We start from the raw sequence: 17,518 nt of genomic DNA, 5'->3' as shown, positions 1-17,518 counted from the left end.
GCCACCGCTGCGGCCACCGCTGCGATCACCGCTGCGCTGCGGGATCCTGCCCCTCGTTGGTCCCGCTATCCTCCGTGTTCTCCGCGCGGTGGGTACTGTCCTGCGGGGTGGAGGCGCCGGGGCCGATCAACTTGATCACCGAATAATCTCCATCGCGCAGGTGCATGCGCAGATCCTTCTTGTCGAACTTATCCACGCTGGTTTTGTCGATGCGTTCGACAAAGGTCCAATACTCGGGCAGCATCCAGCGGGGCAGGCGCTCGCGCAGGCTATCGCGCAGCCGCTCCGCCGTCTCCCGAGTCGGATCGACGCCTGGGTGCAGCACCGTTACCGAGAGGGGGCGCTCGCCCCACTTATCGTCGGGATAGCCTATCACTGCGGCTTCGACCACATCGTCGTGCTCCATCACCATGTTTTCCAGCTGCACCGAGTAAATCCACTCGCCACCGGAGCGAATCACGTCTCGGGCGCGGTCCTCGATGGTGAGGAAGCCATCCTTGGTCACCGAGCCCACATCGCCCGTCTTTAACCAGCCATCCTCGGTGAACTGTTCTGCGGCATGATCCACCGGTTCGCCGCGAAAGACCGAGGCAGGGTTTTCGCCATGCTCGGTGGGGGAGTCATAGTAGCGCTCGGTCACATAATTGCCGCGCACCTGAATCTCGCCTTGGTTGCGGTCCGTAGAGGACTGGATAGCGCCATCGTTGACCACTCGGAATTCCACCGAGGGCGAAAAACGGCCCTGGGAGGTGCGATAGAGCCAGCGCCGCTCGCCGGAGGCGCCCACCGGTGGGCGCGAGACTGTGCCGACCGTGGAGGTTTCCGTCATGCCCCAGACGTGCACCACATCCACGCCATAGCGTTCCTCCCACAGCTGGATCAGCACCGGCGGCACAGGGGAGCCGCCGACGAACAGCTCAGTGAGGCTCATGCGCTGCGGCGGGTGGGAAAGATAATGCACCATGAGGGAAATCCACAGGGTGGGCACCCCATGCGCCATGCGCGGATGGCAGGTCTCGATAATCTCCGCCAGTCGCGGGGCCGAGACATCGGAGCCGGGCAGGATCAGCGGGGTGCCAGACATAAAGGCGGTGACGGGCACACCCCAGCTCAACACGTGATAGATCGGCACGCAGCATAAAAAGGGCACGCCGTGGGCAATCGCCATCGCATCGGAGGAGCGCAACTCCAGGGTCTGGATATATAGGGAGCGATGCGAATACGCCACGCCCTTCGGCGCACCCGTGGTGCCGGTGGAATAGCACATGGCCGCCGCCGTGGTCTCATCCAATTCCGGCCAGTCATAGTGCGCCGAGCGCCCATCGAGCAGCGCCTCATAGGAATACACGGGCAGATGCTCTGGAATGAGCGCGCGTAGCTGCTCGTGGTCCTCGAGCCCGATAAACACCACCGCACTCACGGTGGGGCAGCCGCGCAGGATAGAGCCCAGCGGCGCGGCGAGAGAAGGATCCGCCACGATCACCCGCGACTCGGCGTGATTAATAATGTGACGAATCTGATCGTGCATCAGCTGCTTATTCAGCGGTGCAAATACCGCCCCCATGCACGAGGTGGCGAAGAGCACTTCGAGATGCTCGGCGCAGTTAAACATGAAGGTGCTCACGCGCTGGTCGCCGTCAATTCCAAGCTCATCGCGCAGGGCATGGGCGAAAGCGGCGGCACGGGACCCGATGTCCGCGAAGGTCGTGGTCTCGGGGCCGGTATTCCTCCACGTGGTGACCGTGGTGTCGCCGAACACGGTGGAGCCGTAGGTGAGGATTCGCGCCAAGGACAGGGGGATATCGTGCATGGTGCTGCGCATAGGGTCTAGCTTAACTGTTCGGCGCGACACACTTGTGTCTGATCGCGGGCTCAACCCCACATGGCACAAACCAGGCGATGCCTCTTCGCAGGAGAGTTACAGCTCTGTTATGATCGGGAGTCAGTAGCACGCAACTTAAGAATGATTGAGGATCGTGCTCTACGCTCTTGGTGCGAACACAGGCGTCAACGAGGCTTTAGACGTCGCACACTCCCCGCACACTCTTTGCCACTTCGCGGTGGCTAACTGCAGACTGCGGTGCGTGTGGTGCGGCTCACATCACATTGTTTGATCGCCCTTGTAGGAGGCGGCTGACCGCCACTGCTTATCGACGTTGCGTCGACGGCCGTGAGCCCGCACTCCGTGACGCCTCGCGTTTACGCCACGCGTATAGACTATCTGCCGACATTTCACCGCTGGGTAATCATGATCCACAGGTAGTCCCCATATCAAACTCCACAGTAGCTTTTAACCTCGAATGCCCATGCGTGCCCTAGTGACTAGGGCAGGTGTTCGTATCCGCTGCATACGGCGTGTTTCCTGCATAGCCGCGGCGATCACGGGGGATGAAGAAAAGCGATGAAAGGAACTCTGTGACCGACAAGGACACTTCCGCTAAGGACCTGAACACCCTGCGGCTGCCGGAACTCCGCGCGATGGCCCGCGACTTGGGTCTGCGTGGTCTCTCCGGTAAGCGCAAGGTTGAGCTCGTTGACGCCATTAAGGCTGCCCAGAACGGCGCGGCCGGGGGCAATGGGGGACAGGGCTCTCAGCGCGCTGCGGCGAAGAAGGACGCTTCCGATTCCTCCGCTGAGGCCGAGGATCACTCGCCGCGTTCGCGACGTCGTCGCGCTACTGCCAAGGCCCACACCCCAGAGCAGCACGACGCTGCCGATGAGAACAAGGCCGAGAACAAGGCCGAGAAGAACTCCGATAAGGGCGACAAGAACGAGAAGCCGGAAAAGGCCGCCGAGTCCTCCTCCCAGTCCTCCGAGTCTGAGGATGAGCCGGTGTACTACGAGTCTCGCTCCGCAGCCCGCCGCGCCCGCCGCCACAAGCAGCGCCAGATTCAGCGCGAGCGTCGCGATAATGACCGCGGCGAGGACGATAATGAGCGCGGTGACTCCGAGGACAACTCCTCCAACGACAACCGTGATCGTCGCGACCGCGATAACCGCAATCGTGACCGCGATCGGGATAACCGCGACAACCGCGACCGCGACAACCGCGGCAGGAATAAGAACCGCGATAACCGCGATGGCGATGATTCCGGCCGGGATGATGACGATAACAACAATGATCAGGGCGGTAACCGCCGCAATCGCCGAGACCGCAATGACAAGGGCGGTCGCCGCAATCGTCGTGATCGCAACAACCGTCGTGGCCGGAATAATGACCGCAACAACGATCGCAATAACGATCGCAATAACGATAACCAGGACGATAATGACAACCGCAATGATGACCAGCTGCAGCCGGTAGGCGGCATCCTGGACATCGTGGATAACAACGTTGCCTTCGTGCGCACCACCGGCTACCAGGCCGGCACCCAGGACGTTTTTGTCAATCAGAACATGATTCGCAAAAACGGGCTGCGTCGCGGCGACGCCATTACCGGCCAAGCCAAGGTCGGCGGAAATAACCGCGGCAATAACCGCCGCCAGAAGTACAATCCGCTGGTCCGCGTGGATACCGTCAACGGCATGAGCGTGGACGAGGCTCGGCAGCGCCCGGACTTCTCCAAGCTCACCCCGCTGTATCCGAACCAGCGTCTGCGCCTGGAAACCGAGCAGCGGATCCTCACCACCCGTGTGATCGATCTGATCATGCCCATTGGTAAGGGCCAGCGCGCCCTGATCGTCTCCCCGCCGAAGGCCGGTAAGACGACGATTCTGCAGAACATTGCGAACGCCATCGCCACCAATAACCCGGAGTGCTACCTGATGGTGGTGCTGGTGGACGAGCGCCCCGAGGAAGTCACGGACATGCAGCGCAGCGTCAAGGGCGAGGTTATTGCCTCCACCTTCGACCGCCCGCCGAGCGAGCACACTGCGGTCGCCGAGCTTGCTATCGAGCGCGCCAAGCGCCTGGTGGAGCAGGGCGAGGACGTGGTGGTGTTGCTGGACTCCATCACTCGTTTGGGCCGCGCCTACAACAATTCCTCTCCAGCCTCGGGCCGTATCCTCTCCGGTGGTGTGGACTCCAATGCGCTCTACCCGCCGAAGCGTTTCTTGGGTGCTGCCCGCAATATCGAAAACGGCGGCAGCCTCACCATCATCGCCACCGCCATGGTGGAGACCGGCTCTGCCGGCGATACCGTGATCTTCGAGGAATTCAAGGGCACCGGCAACGCCGAGCTGAAGCTGGATCGCAAGATCTCCGAGCGCCGCGTCTTCCCGGCCGTGGATGTCAATCCCTCCGGTACCCGTAAGGATGAGCTGCTGCTCGCCCCGGAAGAGGCCCGCATCATGCACAAGCTCCGCCGTATCCTGTCTGCGCTGGACAATCAGCAGGCCATTGACCTGCTGATCAAGCAGCTGAAGAAGACCAAGAACAATGGCGAGTTCATGGTGCAGGTAGCATCCTCCGCGCCGATGGCGGCCGACCAGGAGGAGGAATACTCCTAAGATGAGCCAAGTTTCAGCAGTTGATGACATCCTGGCCGAATATCACGGCCTGGAGCAGCAGATGGCTGATCCTGAACTCCATAACGATCAAAAGGCCGCGCGCCGCGTCGCAAAGCGCTACTCGGAGCTTGGCCCGATCGTGAAGGTGTACAAGGAGCTGAAGTCCACCCGCGAGGACCACGAAGCCGCGAAGGAAATGGCCTATGAGGATCATGACTTCGCGGAGGAGGCCGAGCGGCTGGGGCAGCGCGCCATCGAACTCGAGGAGCAGCTCGCCGATCTACTGGCCCCGCGCGATCCGCACGATGGCGATGACATCGTGATGGAAGTGAAGTCCGGTGCCGGCGGCGAAGAAGCCGCGCTCTTCGCCGGTGAGCTGGTGCGCATGTACCAGAAGTTCGCCGATAAGAATGGCTTTTCCACCGAGGTGCTCGACCTCGCCGAGTCCGATCTGGGTGGCGTCAAAGACATCACCCTTTCGATCCGCTCGAAGCAGCCCTCCCGCGATGGCGCGTGGAGCGTGTTCAAGTTCGAGGGCGGGGTGCACCGCGTGCAGCGGGTGCCCGTCACCGAATCGCAGGGTCGTATCCAGACCTCCGCGGCCGGTGTGCTTGTCTACCCCGAGCCCGATGAGGTCGAGGATGTGGAGATCGACGAAAAGGACATCCGCGTGGATGTCTATCGTTCCTCCGGTAAGGGCGGCCAGGGCGTGAACACCACTGACTCGGCCGTGCGCATCACCCACCTGCCCACGGGAGTGGTGGTGACCTGCCAAAAGGAGCGCTCGCAGATCCAGAACCGCGCCCGCGCCATGCAGGTGCTGGCCGCTCGTCTGCAGCAGATGCGCGAGGAAGAAGCCGAGGCGGAGGCCGCCGAGGGCCGCGCTAATCAGGTGCGCACCATGGACCGCTCTGAGCGCGTCCGCACCTACAATTGGCCGGAAAACCGCATCTCTGATCACCGCATCAACTACAAGGCCAATAACCTTGATTCGGTGCTGGATGGTCAGCTCGATGATCTCTTCACCGCGCTCCAGGCGGCCGAACGCGCCGCGCGCTTGGAGGCGGAGAACTAACGTGACCGACCTCACGGTCCGTCAAGCTCTACAGAAAGCAACCGCTCGTCTCTCCGCGAGCGGTTGCTCTTCTGCGCTTAACGACGCCTCCTCGCTGCTCGCCCACCACCTCGGCATCGACCGCTCCCGCCTGTTTTTTCATCACGGTGACGTTCTGCCCCGACCGGAAGCCTTCGACCAGCTCCTTTCTCGCCGCGCTGCCAGGGAGCCGCTGCAGCATATTCTCGGCAGCGCCGCCTTCGGCCCCCTCGACCTCGCCGTGGGACCCGGGGTATTTATTCCGCGCCCAGAAACCGAGGTGCTCGCCGAGTGGGCCGTGCAGCGCCTGGAGGACATGATGCACGCGGGGATAGCCGCGCCCCGTGTGGTGGATCTCTGTACCGGTTCGGGCGCGCTGGCCTGCTGGATTGCCGCGGCTGTGCCGCAGGCGCGGGTGAGTGCGGTGGAGCTGAGTGCGCGGGCGCGGGAATATACTACGCAGAACGCCTCCACGTACCCGAACCTCGAGGTGCTCGCAGGCGACGCCACCGATCCGCAACTGCTTAGGGCGCTGGATGGCCAGGTGGATCTGATAGTGACCAACCCGCCGTATGTGCCGGAGGGCAGCGTCGTCGAGCCAGAGGTGGCCGCCGACCCTCATGCGGCGGTATTCGCTGGTGCGGACGGGATGAGTGTGATCGAGCCGATGATTCCTGTGCTGGCGCGGCTGCTTCGCCCCGGTGGGGCAGTGGGCATCGAACATGATGATGCCACTTCACAATTGGTGCGGGACGCCCTTGATCGTTATGGGGCCTTCAGCCCTGCCGAGGTGCTCGACGATCTTAATGGTATCCATCGATTCGCGATAGCTTTCCGAAACTAACAAGTTTCTTATTCGTCACCGAGTATTCATATGTGCGTAGCGTCACGGTACAGGCCGTGTCATGCTCACTTTTTAGAGTGATCCCTCGAGGCATCGACTATGCCCGAGCCACCTCAGCGCCGGCTGCGAATTCCTTGAGCAGCGACGGCGCGGTGGCTCCCGACGTGGATAGCTAAAAGGGATACAACAGCATCATGGCGATATCGACTCGAGTGCCCCGACTGTGCGCATCGGGCCTGCTCATCGCAGCACTCACCGGATTCGGACTAGCCCCGCTCGGCCATGCCGAGGACACTCCAACAAACACCGCGCCCAGCGACGGCGGCGATTGCATCGCCATTACCGACGACGGCACCGTCCGCGCCCCAGGCCCGGGCGACTGCGCCCGCTTCGGCACCGCAGGGCCGGGCCGCAGTACGGAGACCGCCCGCAACGTGATCCTCATCGTGGGCGATGGCATGGATCAACAAACCATCACCGCAGCGCGGAACTATCTCAAGGGGGCGGGCGGACGGTTCGCGGGCATCGATGAATTGCCCGCCACCGGCACCTACACCCACCATTCCATTGACCGCGATGGCAGCTTCAACCTCGTCACAGACTCGGCTGCCTCCGCCACCGCGTGGACGAGCGGCACTAAAACCTATAACGGCGCCATCGGCGTGGATCTTGAGGGCGAGCCGGTGCCGAATATCGTGGAACTGGCCAAAAAGGCGGGCATGCGCACCGGCAATGTCACCACCTCGGAAGTTCAGGATGCCACCCCAGCGTCGCTCGCGGCGCATGCGGTGGGGCGCAAGTGTTACGGGCCGGAAGAGGATAAGCACGAACGCTGCCAGGGAGGCGAGTACTCGGAGCAGTACCGCAACAACGGCGGCTTGGGATCCATTTCGGAGCAACTGGTGGAAACCCGCGCCGATATCACTCTCGGCGGCGGCATGGAATCCTTCCGCGAGATCGTGCAAGAGGGCGGCCCGGCGCGCACCCCCTATCTGGATAGCACGATGACCTGGCAAGAAGGCCGCAGCGTGCTCGATAACGCCACCGACGCCGGCTACACCGTTGTCACCACTGCCGAGGAGCTGGGCGCAGTAGAGCGGGCCTCGCAGGAGGAGCCGGTACTGGGGTTGTTCAACGACGGCAATCTCACCACCCGTTTCGCCCCCTCCACAGCCACCGTCGGTGGGGCGCAGAAGCCGCCCGAGACCTGTAGCGCCAATGACACCGGTAGCGAGCCCGAGTTGGCCGAAATGACCTCCACAGCCCTGCGGCTGCTAGACGATCCTGAGGCCGAGACCGGCTTTTTTCTGCAGGTAGAATCCGCCAGCATTGATAAGCGCAATCACGCCGCCGATGCCTGCGGGATGATTGGTGAGGTCGAGCGCATCGACGAGGCCATCCAGGAAGCCCTCGACTTTGCCCGCGCCGATGGCAACACCTTGGTGTTGCTGGCTGCCGATCACGCCCACTCGGCGCAGATCCTTCCCGATAGCGCGGAGTCGGTCAGCCCCGCGACCCGCTTGGCCACCAACGATGGAGTGGGCCAGGCCGTCGGCTATGGCACGCTGCCCGCAGAGGTGATTGAAGGGGAGGAGAAATTCTCCACCCAGCACAATGGTGCCGAGCTGCGCGTGGCCGCTTTCGGTCCGGGAGCGGACAATGTAATCGGCATGATCGATCAAACCGACATGTTTTATGTGATGGCCAATGCGCTGCGCCTCGGCGATTGGGAGGTGGCTGAGTCCTCTCCGTTCCAGAGCATCGACCTGAAGAAGGCTGCCGCGGCACGCGATGATGTACGCGAGACGTGCTATCTCGTCACCGCCGATGGCGGTGCGCCCCAGCCAGGAGACTGCGCACACTATGGCACGCAGGGGCACGGGCTGTCTACGGATAAGGCGAAGAATGTGGTGCTCATGATTTCTGATGGCACCGGAAATTCCGAGATCACCTCCGCCCGCAACTATCTCGTGGGCCCCTCGGGACGGCTGCCCGGCTATGACAACTTCGACTTCACCGGCAGTGCTACCACCTATGCGCTCTCCCGCAGCACCGGCCAACCGGATCTCGTTACCGACTCCGCGGCCTCGGGCTCGGCGTGGAACTCGGGGATCAAAACCTATAACGGCGCGGTGGGCGTGGATGTCACCGGCGTGCCGGTGCCCACCATGGCGGAGCTGGCCAAAGCCAAGGGCATGAAAATCGGCAATGTCACCACCGCCGAGGTGCAAGATGCCACCCCGGCCGCCTTCGCCACTCACGCCTTGAACCGCAAGTGCTATGGGCCGGAGAAGGACAAGAACAATGAGAAATGTCAAGGCCCAGACATGGACTCGCAGTATCGGGAGAATGGTGGGCTCGGGTCGATCTCGGAGCAGATCGTGGATCTGCGCGCCGATGTGACCCTCGGCGGTGGCCGCGAGGCCTTCGAGCAGATCGTGCAACGCGGTGGGATGTGGGCCGGCAACGACTGGACCGAAGGTAAGAGTGTCCTCGAGAACGCCGAGGCTCAGGGCTATCAGATCGTGAGCACGACCGAGGAGATGCAGCGGCTCAGCGACGCCCATACCGGCAGCCCCGTGTTGGGGCTATTCGCCCCCGGCAACCTGCCGCGACACTATGCCCAATCGATCCCCACCGAAGACGGCGCCATCGCCCCCGCCCAGCAGTGCAGCGCCAATAGCGAGCGCGGCCCGGAGATCCCATCGCTGGAGCAGATGACCACCACGGCTTTGGATTTATTGCGCAACGACGCCGGCTTCTTGCTACAGGTTGAAGCCGCCTCGGTGGACAAGGCCGGCCACGACGCCGATGCCTGCGGCCAGTTCGGTGAATTCAGCGACTACGACGCCACCCTCGCCGCAGTCCGCGAGTGGGTAGAGACCACCGGCGAGCCCACCTTGATCATCTCTACCACCGATCATGCGCACACCTCGCAGATCACCAACCCGGGGGCGATCACAGCTGGCCGCACCATCACCCTCGCAGGCACTACCCCAGGGGTGGAGATGACCATGAACTATGCCACCGCGCCCTCGAATGAGGATGATGTGGCGCTCGGTGGTCAGACCCACACCGGGGCGCAGATTCAGGTGGCTGCCTCCGGCCCAGGCGCGCAGAACGTGGTGGGGCAGTTGGATCAAACAGATATTTTCTACGTCGCCGCCAATGCCCTCGAGCTCGACACGGATCCAGGTGCCATCGATCTCAGCCCGCAATGGGATAAACAGGCGCAGTACGACGCCACCTCCTCGAATACGCACACCGTGTGGTGGATTCTGGCCGGTGTGTCCGTGATCGTCGTGGTGGGTGGAATCGCGCTGCTGAGCAGCCGCTCCCGCACCAGCTAGGTCTCGCGGCTAGGGCGGTCACACGCTCTAGCCACGCCGATACCTACACTGATTTTCAGATCACTCTGCTGCGTAGTAGCCCGTGGAAAGGACATCTACTCACCATGGCTCCGTGTGAGCATTCATCTCCGCCTCAGCAGGCCTGCTGCGCGGAGACGCGCGAGACCAGCCCCGCACATGGCCTATCTACCGTGCTGGCCTCCACTATCGTGGTGCTGCTGAGCATCGTGTTGCTGGTATTGGCGATCACTGGGCAGCTCAATAACTATGTGCAGCCCTTCTTTCGCCCGATCATGATTCTCACCGGGCTGGCGCTTTTCGGCTTGGGAGTATGGTCCCTGGCTCGGGTGCGGCTCGACGCGGCCACCGCAGCGGGGGAGCACCCAGTGCGCGCCACGTCCTGGGTGTTGCTTGTGCCCGTGCTGCTCGCGGTGGTGAGCGCGCCGGACCCGTTAGGGGCGTCGATGTTGGGCTCGGCGGCCGTGGGCGGGGCGTCGACAAGCATGGGGGATCCGCAGGCGCAGCGCGCCCAACAACTGGTACGGGTGGAACGCAACCCCGATGGCACCATCGCCTTTCCCGAGCTGGCGCGTGATGAGGTCAATGAGATCACGCTCGAGGATCTCGCCAACCGCTTCTACTTTGGCTCCAAAGAGGACCTCGATGGGGTGCAGGTCCGGGTGGTGGGCTTCGCCTCAGAAGGCGCGGAGGGAGGCTGGTTTCTCGGGCGGTTCAAGATCTATTGCTGCGCGGCCGATGCCATTCCCTATCAAGTACGCCTAGAAGGCCTCGCGGAACCAGTTTCAGATCAGTGGTACGAGCTCAGCGGCACAGTAGACACCGCAGCCGACGCGCAATGGCCGGTGCTGCGGGTGGAAGAAACCGAGCCGATCGATCAACCCAACCGCCCTTATCTCTAAGAAAGCAGGTGTGAGATGACCACGCACGCGCATCCCCCGCACACCGCGAGCGATCTCCGCCAGCGCAGGCACGGAATAGGGCCGCGCAGCTGGTGGCTTATTCCCGTCGCTGCGGTAGCTCTGCTCTCCCTTGCGTTGGTGGTGGTCCGCATTCGCGGGCCTATCCTGCCCATGAGCGGCGCAGTGGAATCCTGGGCCTCGATCACCGTCGCCATCACGTTGCAGGCCATGCCCTTTCTGGTGCTCGGCGTGATCGTGTCGGGGGCGATATCGGCGTTTGTGTCAGATACCGCACTACGCACAATTACTCCGCGCAATGAATTTCTCGCCGTGCCCACCGTGGCCAGCTCCGGTCTATTACTCCCGGGATGTGAATGCGGCTCGGTTCCGGTGAGTGGGTCACTGATTCGGCGCGGGATTCCGCCCGCTGCGGCGCTTGCGTTCATGCTCGCCGCGCCGGCGATCAATCCGGTGGTACTCGTCTCTACCGCCGTGGCCTTCAATGGCTTTCCCCTCATGGTGTGGGCGCGGTTTCTCGCCTCGCTCGCCGCCGCCATCCTCGTGGGATGGATGTGGATCAGCATCAGGGGAGAGGAGCACATGGAGATCGGCCGCGGCCACGACCATAGCCACGCGAAGAAGCTGGATGTATTTCGTGCCTCCGCGCTGAGCGATCTGATGAACGCCGGTGGCTTCCTCGCCCTCGGCGCGATGGCTGCGGCACTGATCAAGGTGACTGTGCCGCGCTCCTGGTTCGAGACGATCAATGAATACCCGCTCGTGGCCGTCGCCGTGATGGCGGCGCTGGCGATCGTGCTCAGCCTCTGCTCGGAGGCCGATGCCTTTATCGCAGCCTCCTTCACCCATGTCTCGCCCACAGCGCAGCTCGTCTTCCTCGTGGTGGGGCCGATGGTGGATATCAAGCTCATCGCTATGCAATACGGCATGTGGGGCAAGGCCTTTGTGCTGCGTTTTGTGCCCTTCGCGCTGGCCTTTTCTATCCTCAGTGCGGTGATCGTCGGCGGTATACTTTTCGGCGGACTATAGCGCCGCTGGCGTGTGCTGAGGCCACGTGGTGGGCATGTGCCGCCGCAGAGAGCCTCGCCACTCTGCAGCTACGAGCACCCGAATAGGCGGCCTACCGTGGACGGTGTTATCGCGCCGTGTGCTCTGGGGCGTACTATTTTTGCTACACCACCACAATTGCCGCTGACGTATAAGGAGAGAATTCGACGTGTCTCGGATCTTCGATTGCTCCCAAGATGACAAGCGCGAGCTCGGTGTCCGCACCGCCGCAGCCGAGGTTGCGGAAGGAAAGCTCGTTGTTCTTCCTACCGATACCCTCTATGGCTTGGGATGCGATGCCTTCAATAATCAGGCGGTGAATCAGCTCCTCGCCACGAAGCGTCGTGGCCCAGATATGCCGGTGCCGGTACTCATCGGAAGCTGGGACACAGTACGCGGCCTGGTCCATACTTATACGCCCAATGCCCAACGCCTAGTCGAGGCCTTTTGGCCCGGCGGGCTATCCATCGTGATCGAACAAGCACCGTCGCTGATGTGGAACCTCGGCGATACCCGCGGCACCGTGATGCTCCGCATGCCGCTGCACCCCGTGGCCATCGAACTGCTCCGCGCAACCGGCCCGATGGCCGTATCCAGCGCCAATATCTCCGGGCAGCCACCGGCCACCACCGTTGTCGACGCCAAGCAGCAGCTCGGCAACGCGGTGTCTACCTATCTCAACGGTGGGGAGTGCGCCATGGGACAGCCCTCCAGCATCGTCGATCTCTCCGGCAACAAGACGCGGCTGCTCCGCGAGGGCGCAATCTCCGCGGAGCGGATCGCAGAGGTGCTCGAGATCGACCCAGAGCAGCTCCGCGCCCGCTAAAGTACACGAGACATCACCGCTCACGGCCCATCGTTTGGCCCGTGGTGATGCGGCGCGTCGGCAGCACGCGTCGGCACGCGGCGGTGCGCGAAAAAGACGAATTGGCCTCTGCCACAGCCGTGGCCACCCCGCGAGTGCTGGCGGTGGCCTAGACTGCTGAGACGAAGAGTGCACAGGGCGTGGGGCCACACTAGGGGCCACTCTAGGGGCGACGCTGCTGCGTAGTAGCAGTAGTAGATATCGCCCGCGAGACTCAACCTGGGCGGCACGAGAAGGAAAGGACAACACGATGGGCGCTGGTGGAGCGGGTGTTCCGCTGCGTGAGCTTGCGCTCATTTTGCTGGCAGCCTGCGCGGTCACCTATCTCACCACGGGCATCATTCGGCATGCGGTGGTGCGCGCCGGGCTGCTGGCCGATATTCGGGATCGGGACGTGCACACAATCCCGAAGCCACAGCTCGGCGGGGTAGCGATGTTTACCGGGCTGGTGCTGGCGGTGGTGATGGCCTCCCAGCTGCCGGCGCTGACGCGTGGGTTTATGCCCATGACTCCCGAAATGCATGCGGTGTTTTGGGCGAGCATCGTGATTGTCGTGGTGGGCGTGATCGATGACATCTTCGAGCTCGACGCCGTCACGAAGCTCATCGGCCAGATTCTGGCCGCCATTGTGATGAGCGCCCTCGGACTGTCGTGGACATTGATCTATGTGCCTTTTGGGGAGGGCACCACCGTCATCCTCGATAGTGTCCAGTCCACGGTCTTTACCACTGTGTTTACGGTGGCGTTGATTAATGCCATTAACTTCGTCGACGGCATCGACGGACTCGCCGCAGGGCTGGGCATGATCGCCGGGGCGGCCATTCTCGTGTTCTCCCTGACGGTGCTGCACGATCAAGGCGGAGCTGTCTCGGCCTATCCACCGGCGATTATCGCCGCTGCCTTGGTGGGGGTCTGTGCCGGTTTCTTGCCCCATAATTTCGAGCCGTCCCGCATTTTCATGGGCGATACCGGAGCGATGCTCATCGGGTTGCTGCTCTCTGCCGCGGCCACCTCCGCCTCGGGCAAGATCAATATGAGCCTCTACGGCACCGAGGACATCGTCGCCCTGCTCAGCCCCTTCATCGTGGTGGCGGCAGCGATCTTCATCCCCGTGCTGGACCTGGTTCTGGCGGTGGTGCGGCGCGTCTCCGCGGGGCGCTCGCCCTTTGCCGCCGACCGCAAGCACCTGCATCACCGCCTGCTCGACATCGGCCACACCCACCGCCGCGTGGTGCTCATTTTGTACACCTGGGTGTCGGTGGTGGCCTTCGGTGCGGTGGGGTTCACGGTGTTTCCGGCGCGCATCGCCGGCCCGATCTTCGGGGTGAGCGCGCTGCTCGCCGTGGTGTTGACGGTGCTGCCTTCGCTGCGCCGCGCGGCCGGTACTCGGGGCAGTGGGGAAGGGCGCCATATGCGCCGCAGCTCGACCTCTGTGGCGCGGGGTTCCTAGTCGGGCGCTGCGCTAGTGCGTAGTGTGTACAATTTCCGCATTATGACTGAAAAAACCGCCTCGCAATACGATGATCCGCGGCGCCCCTTGGTGCGCGCGATGAAGATGGGTTCGCTGGCGCTGGTGGCCGTGACGATGCTGTCGGTGCTGCTGTGGTGGCTCATTCGCGATCTCCCCGGGGTGTGGGGCGTGCTTCTCGGCGCGGCTATCGGTGGCGGTTTCGTCTTGCTCACCGTGCTCAGCACCCTTCTTACCTCCAATACCTCCCCGGAGATGACGGGCGTGGTGGTGCTGGGTGGCTGGCTCGTGAAGATCGTCGTGCTCATCATCGTGCTGTGGGCCCTGCGCGACCTGACGTTCTATGATCCGATTGCGCTCGTTGTGACCACGATCGCGGCGCTGGTGATCGTTCTCGGTGCCGAGGTCTGGGCGATTATGACCACCAAGGTGACCACCATCAACTAACTGCGAGTGCGGGCGGACGCTTATCGACGCCTACTTGCTGCCCACACAAGACATGTTCTCCCGCCGTAATCCCCTCTACTGGGGGGATGCTGCTGGGGCTGGTGGTGCATCTATTCACTCTGCTCAATAGTTATCGCGAGAACCCGTGCCGGCGGAACCACCCCCATAACAGGGGCGTATAGCCCCTGTGAGACAGCTTACAAGAGGGGAAAAATGCCCGCTACGCGCGGGTTTTTCTTATGTCTAGGCGAGGGGTGGGCGTGGCCGTTTCATCTTTCGGGTGAACTTGAGACAAGCCTGATAATCTTATCGACGGGCAAACGCTCCTATGCGCTGCCCACAATTGGCCGTCACGAGATGTGCGACGGAGTCCGGTACGGCCAAAGAAAATCAGACGTCCATCGCACCGAAGCTGCTCTGTACAGGGCGTTTCGGCCCGAACACGGGAGAGAACGCTGAGCGTTACAACACTGTCCATGAAGGGTGAGTTCCATCCGCCCTCTCTGGAACACGAATTTTCCCCGGGTCCAATTTGGTTCGACGATACTTGGTTCGCAATCGACCGTCTGATGTTCGTCCGCCTGCTTATGGCGGTGCTGTTGGCGATCTTCTTCCTCGTGGCTATGCGCAACCCCAAGGTTGTTCCGCGTGGCCTCCAGAACGTAGCCGAGATGCTCCTTGACTTCGTTCGTATTCACATTTCGGAAGATATCTTGGGCAAGAAGGAGGGCCGCCGGTTCCTGCCGGTTATTGCCACTATCTTCTTCCTTGTTCTGGCTATGAATATCCCCTCGATCATTCCTGGCCTCAACATCTCTCCGAACGCCAGAATCGGCATGCCGCTGGTCTTGGCGATCTTCGGATACATCGCCTTCGTCTATGCGGGTGCTAAGCGCTACGGATTCTTCAAGTACGTCAAGTCCTCTGTGGTGATTCCTAATCTCCCATGGCCGCTGCACTTCTTGGTGATTCCGCTGGAGTTCTTCTCCACCTTCGTGCTGCGCCCCGCAACCCTCACTCTGCGTCTTATGGCCAACATGTTGGCCGGTCACATCATCCTGGTGCTGCTGTTTTCTGCCACCAACTTCTTCTTCTGGCAGATGAATGGCTGGACCGCGCTGTCCGCAGTGACCCTATTCGCAGCGATTGCATTCACTCTGTTCGAGATGCTGGTCATTTTCCTGCAGGCGTACATCTTCGCCCTGCTGTCGGCCGTGTATATCGAACTCTCTCTGCACGCAGACGAACACTGACCCGCTGATTTCAGCGGACCAAAAAACCACACAATTCCAGGCTCAGTTAAGGAAGCGCTGAGCCCCTAGAAAGGGAACGACACATCATGAACGAAGTCATCCTCGCACAGGCCGCTAACGGTCTTGACGGCTCCATCGCCACCGTCGGCTACGGTCTCGCCACCATCGGCCCGGGCCTCGGCATCGGCATCCTCGTTGGTAAGGCCCTCGAGGGCATGGCTCGCCAGCCTGAGATGGCCGGCCAGCTGCGTACCACCATGTTCCTGGGCATCGCCTTCGTTGAGGCCCTCGCCCTCATCGGCTTGGTCGCCGGCTTCATCCTCTAAGACGAACAGACACGAAAGCACTAAAGACTCATGACGAACGTCTATACCTACTTAGCAGCCGGTGGGGAGGAGCTTCCCGGGGAGGGACAATTCTCCGTGCTGTTGCCTGCTAACTACGACCTCGTCTGGTCCTTTGTTTCGCTCATCGTAATCCTGTTCCTCTTCTGGAAGTTCGTACTTCCGAAGTTCCAAGAGGTCCTGGCCGAGCGTGAGGACCGGATCAAGGGCGGCATTCAACGCGCCGAGGCCGCACAGGCTGAGGCAAAGGCCGCGCTGGAAAAGTACAACGCGCAGCTTTCTGAGGCCCGCGCCGAAGCACAGCAGATCCGCGAAGAAGCCCGCGACAAGGGCAAGAAGATCGTGGACGAGATGAAGGCCGAGGCCACCGAAGAGAGCAACCGCATTATTGAGTCCGGAGAGAAGCAGCTTCTTGCCCAGCGCGAGCAGGTTGTTTCTGAACTGCGTTCCGAGATGGGACAGAACTCGATCAACCTTGCTGAGCGTCTGCTCGGAGAGCAACTCTCCGACAACGTCAAGCGTTCGGGCACGATCGATAACTTCTTGTCCTCGCTCGATAGCGTGGCTCCGGCAGGAAAGTGAGCGATATGCACGCAGCGAGCCGCGAGGCGCTAAACCAAGCGTTCGGATTTGTTGACCGCGTGGCCAACAGCTCCGACAACGCAGTAGCAGTTACCGCTCAGACGGGCACCGAGTTGTTCGACATCGTCGATGCCCTGGATGTTGACCGCGGCCTGCGTGTGGCAGCAGCCGATACAGCCGCTCCGGCCGACGCTCGCGCCGGCCTGATGGAGACGGTGTTTGGGGGCAAAGTCTCGGAGACCGCCCTTGGCGTGCTGTGCGACATTGTGAAGCTCAACTGGTCCAACCCGCGCGAGATGCGCACCGGACTTGTTGAGGTTGGACGACGCTTCCTGTTCCGCTCCGCACAGGAGCAGGGTCAGCTGAAGCAGGTGGAAGGCGAGCTCTTCCGACTGAGCCGCATCCTGGAAGATGAGCCCGAATTGACTCATCTTCTCAGCGACCGGACCCAACCTGCATCTCGGAAGCGTGAGCTGTTTGCCAAGGTTCTCTACGGCAAGGTCACCGCGGTGACCGAGGCGCTTGCATTGCAAGCCATTGGTCGCCCAGAGAAGAACCCGATCGATGATCTGGCTTCTCTCGTTGACTCCGCTGCAGAGGTCTCTGGCCGCTCAGTTGCCCATGTCGTTGCTGCATCAGAGCTCAACTCCACGCAGGAGCAGGCACTAGCGGACAAACTGGGACGTATTTACGGTCGTGCGATGAACGTCCATACCGAGGTTGATACCAGCCTCCTCGGTGGAGTGATCATCCGCGTCGGTGATGAAGTGATCGACGGCTCTACCAAGGGCAAGATCGAAAGAATGCGCCGCGCATTCGCCTAAACCCGCATTGCGGG

Annotated in this window: 14 protein-coding genes; 13 read left to right on the top strand and 1 reads right to left on the bottom strand. The window is 62.1% G+C overall.

Going from position 1 to position 17,518, the window contains the following annotated elements:
• Window positions 1-25: 25 nt before the first annotated feature.
• Window positions 26-1,822, bottom strand: a complete 1,797-nt coding sequence (locus KR227_RS03745; protein ID WP_218363788.1) for a long-chain fatty-acid--CoA ligase — start codon at window positions 1,820-1,822, stop codon at window positions 26-28.
• Between the two features lie 566 nt (window positions 1,823-2,388).
• Here KR227_RS03745 and rho point away from each other — a divergent pair.
• The 13 genes from rho (at window position 2,389) to KR227_RS03680 (ending at window position 17,504) form a co-directional block, all read left to right on the top strand.
• Window positions 2,389-4,449 (top strand): transcription termination factor Rho, encoded by a 2,061-nt coding sequence (gene rho, locus KR227_RS03740; RefSeq protein ID WP_255549089.1) that lies wholly within the window; start codon window positions 2,389-2,391, stop codon window positions 4,447-4,449.
• Window position 4,450: 1 nt separating this feature from the next.
• Complete coding sequence (gene prfA / locus KR227_RS03735) at window positions 4,451-5,524, top strand: peptide chain release factor 1 (RefSeq protein WP_151529950.1); 1,074 nt, start codon at window positions 4,451-4,453, stop codon at window positions 5,522-5,524.
• 1 nt (window position 5,525) lies between these two features.
• Window positions 5,526-6,386: a peptide chain release factor N(5)-glutamine methyltransferase gene (gene prmC, locus KR227_RS03730; protein WP_370625151.1), complete on the top strand. Its 861-nt coding sequence runs from the start codon at window positions 5,526-5,528 to the stop codon at window positions 6,384-6,386.
• A 194-nt stretch (window positions 6,387-6,580) separates the two neighbouring features.
• The gene (locus tag KR227_RS03725) at window positions 6,581-9,736 is read left to right on the top strand and encodes an alkaline phosphatase (RefSeq protein WP_218363785.1); all 3,156 of its coding nucleotides are present in this window, start codon (window positions 6,581-6,583) and stop codon (window positions 9,734-9,736) included.
• Window positions 9,737-9,927: 191 nt separating this feature from the next.
• The gene (locus KR227_RS03720) at window positions 9,928-10,656 is read left to right on the top strand and encodes a TIGR03943 family protein (protein ID WP_218363784.1); all 729 of its coding nucleotides are present in this window, start codon (window positions 9,928-9,930) and stop codon (window positions 10,654-10,656) included.
• Between the two features lie 15 nt (window positions 10,657-10,671).
• Window positions 10,672-11,703: a permease gene (locus KR227_RS03715; protein WP_218363783.1), complete on the top strand. Its 1,032-nt coding sequence runs from the start codon at window positions 10,672-10,674 to the stop codon at window positions 11,701-11,703.
• Window positions 11,704-11,890: 187 nt separating this feature from the next.
• Complete coding sequence (locus tag KR227_RS03710) at window positions 11,891-12,547, top strand: L-threonylcarbamoyladenylate synthase (protein ID WP_218363782.1); 657 nt, start codon at window positions 11,891-11,893, stop codon at window positions 12,545-12,547.
• Between the two features lie 289 nt (window positions 12,548-12,836).
• On the top strand, window positions 12,837-14,036 hold the full coding sequence (locus KR227_RS03705) for an MraY family glycosyltransferase (protein ID WP_218363781.1): 1,200 nt from the start codon (window positions 12,837-12,839) through the stop codon (window positions 14,034-14,036).
• Between the two features lie 42 nt (window positions 14,037-14,078).
• Window positions 14,079-14,501 carry a hypothetical protein gene (locus tag KR227_RS03700; protein WP_255549088.1) on the top strand — a complete coding sequence of 141 codons (423 nt, stop codon included), beginning with the start codon at window positions 14,079-14,081 and terminating at the stop codon, window positions 14,499-14,501.
• Window positions 14,502-14,977: 476 nt separating this feature from the next.
• Complete coding sequence (gene atpB / locus KR227_RS03695; protein WP_218363780.1) at window positions 14,978-15,754, top strand: F0F1 ATP synthase subunit A; 777 nt, start codon at window positions 14,978-14,980, stop codon at window positions 15,752-15,754.
• Between the two features lie 86 nt (window positions 15,755-15,840).
• Window positions 15,841-16,080: an ATP synthase F0 subunit C gene (locus tag KR227_RS03690; protein ID WP_018019996.1), complete on the top strand. Its 240-nt coding sequence runs from the start codon at window positions 15,841-15,843 to the stop codon at window positions 16,078-16,080.
• Between the two features lie 30 nt (window positions 16,081-16,110).
• Complete coding sequence (locus tag KR227_RS03685; protein WP_151529958.1) at window positions 16,111-16,680, top strand: F0F1 ATP synthase subunit B; 570 nt, start codon at window positions 16,111-16,113, stop codon at window positions 16,678-16,680.
• A gap of 5 nt (window positions 16,681-16,685) precedes the next feature.
• Window positions 16,686-17,504, top strand: a complete 819-nt coding sequence (locus tag KR227_RS03680; RefSeq protein ID WP_151529959.1) for a F0F1 ATP synthase subunit delta — start codon at window positions 16,686-16,688, stop codon at window positions 17,502-17,504.
• The last annotated feature ends 14 nt before the right edge of the window (window positions 17,505-17,518 follow it).

This window comes from Corynebacterium sp. TAE3-ERU30 (genome assembly GCF_019209925.1).
Taxonomy (GTDB): domain Bacteria; phylum Actinomycetota; class Actinomycetes; order Mycobacteriales; family Mycobacteriaceae; genus Corynebacterium; species Corynebacterium megadyptis.
Note: the sequence above shows the minus strand (reverse complement) of the source record. Positions and strands in the feature narration are given on the sequence as shown.

What these genes read in the sequence shown, in the direction of transcription:
- KR227_RS03685 (WP_151529958.1), top strand. Translation starts at nt 16,111, where the DNA reads ATGACGAACGTCTATACCTACTTAGCAGCCGGTGGGGAGGAGCTTCCC.
- atpB (WP_218363780.1), top strand. Translation starts at nt 14,978, where the DNA reads ATGAAGGGTGAGTTCCATCCGCCCTCTCTGGAACACGAATTTTCCCCG.
- prfA (WP_151529950.1), top strand. Translation starts at nt 4,451, where the DNA reads ATGAGCCAAGTTTCAGCAGTTGATGACATCCTGGCCGAATATCACGGC.
- KR227_RS03715 (WP_218363783.1), top strand. Translation starts at nt 10,672, where the DNA reads ATGACCACGCACGCGCATCCCCCGCACACCGCGAGCGATCTCCGCCAG.
- KR227_RS03690 (WP_018019996.1), top strand. Translation starts at nt 15,841, where the DNA reads ATGAACGAAGTCATCCTCGCACAGGCCGCTAACGGTCTTGACGGCTCC.
- KR227_RS03725 (WP_218363785.1), top strand. Translation starts at nt 6,581, where the DNA reads ATGGCGATATCGACTCGAGTGCCCCGACTGTGCGCATCGGGCCTGCTC.
- KR227_RS03705 (WP_218363781.1), top strand. Translation starts at nt 12,837, where the DNA reads ATGGGCGCTGGTGGAGCGGGTGTTCCGCTGCGTGAGCTTGCGCTCATT.
- KR227_RS03680 (WP_151529959.1), top strand. Translation starts at nt 16,686, where the DNA reads ATGCACGCAGCGAGCCGCGAGGCGCTAAACCAAGCGTTCGGATTTGTT.
- rho (WP_255549089.1), top strand. Translation starts at nt 2,389, where the DNA reads ATGAAGAAAAGCGATGAAAGGAACTCTGTGACCGACAAGGACACTTCC.
- KR227_RS03745 (WP_218363788.1), bottom strand. Translation starts at nt 1,822, where the DNA reads ATGCGCAGCACCATGCACGATATCCCCCTGTCCTTGGCGCGAATCCTC.
- KR227_RS03700 (WP_255549088.1), top strand. Translation starts at nt 14,079, where the DNA reads ATGACTGAAAAAACCGCCTCGCAATACGATGATCCGCGGCGCCCCTTG.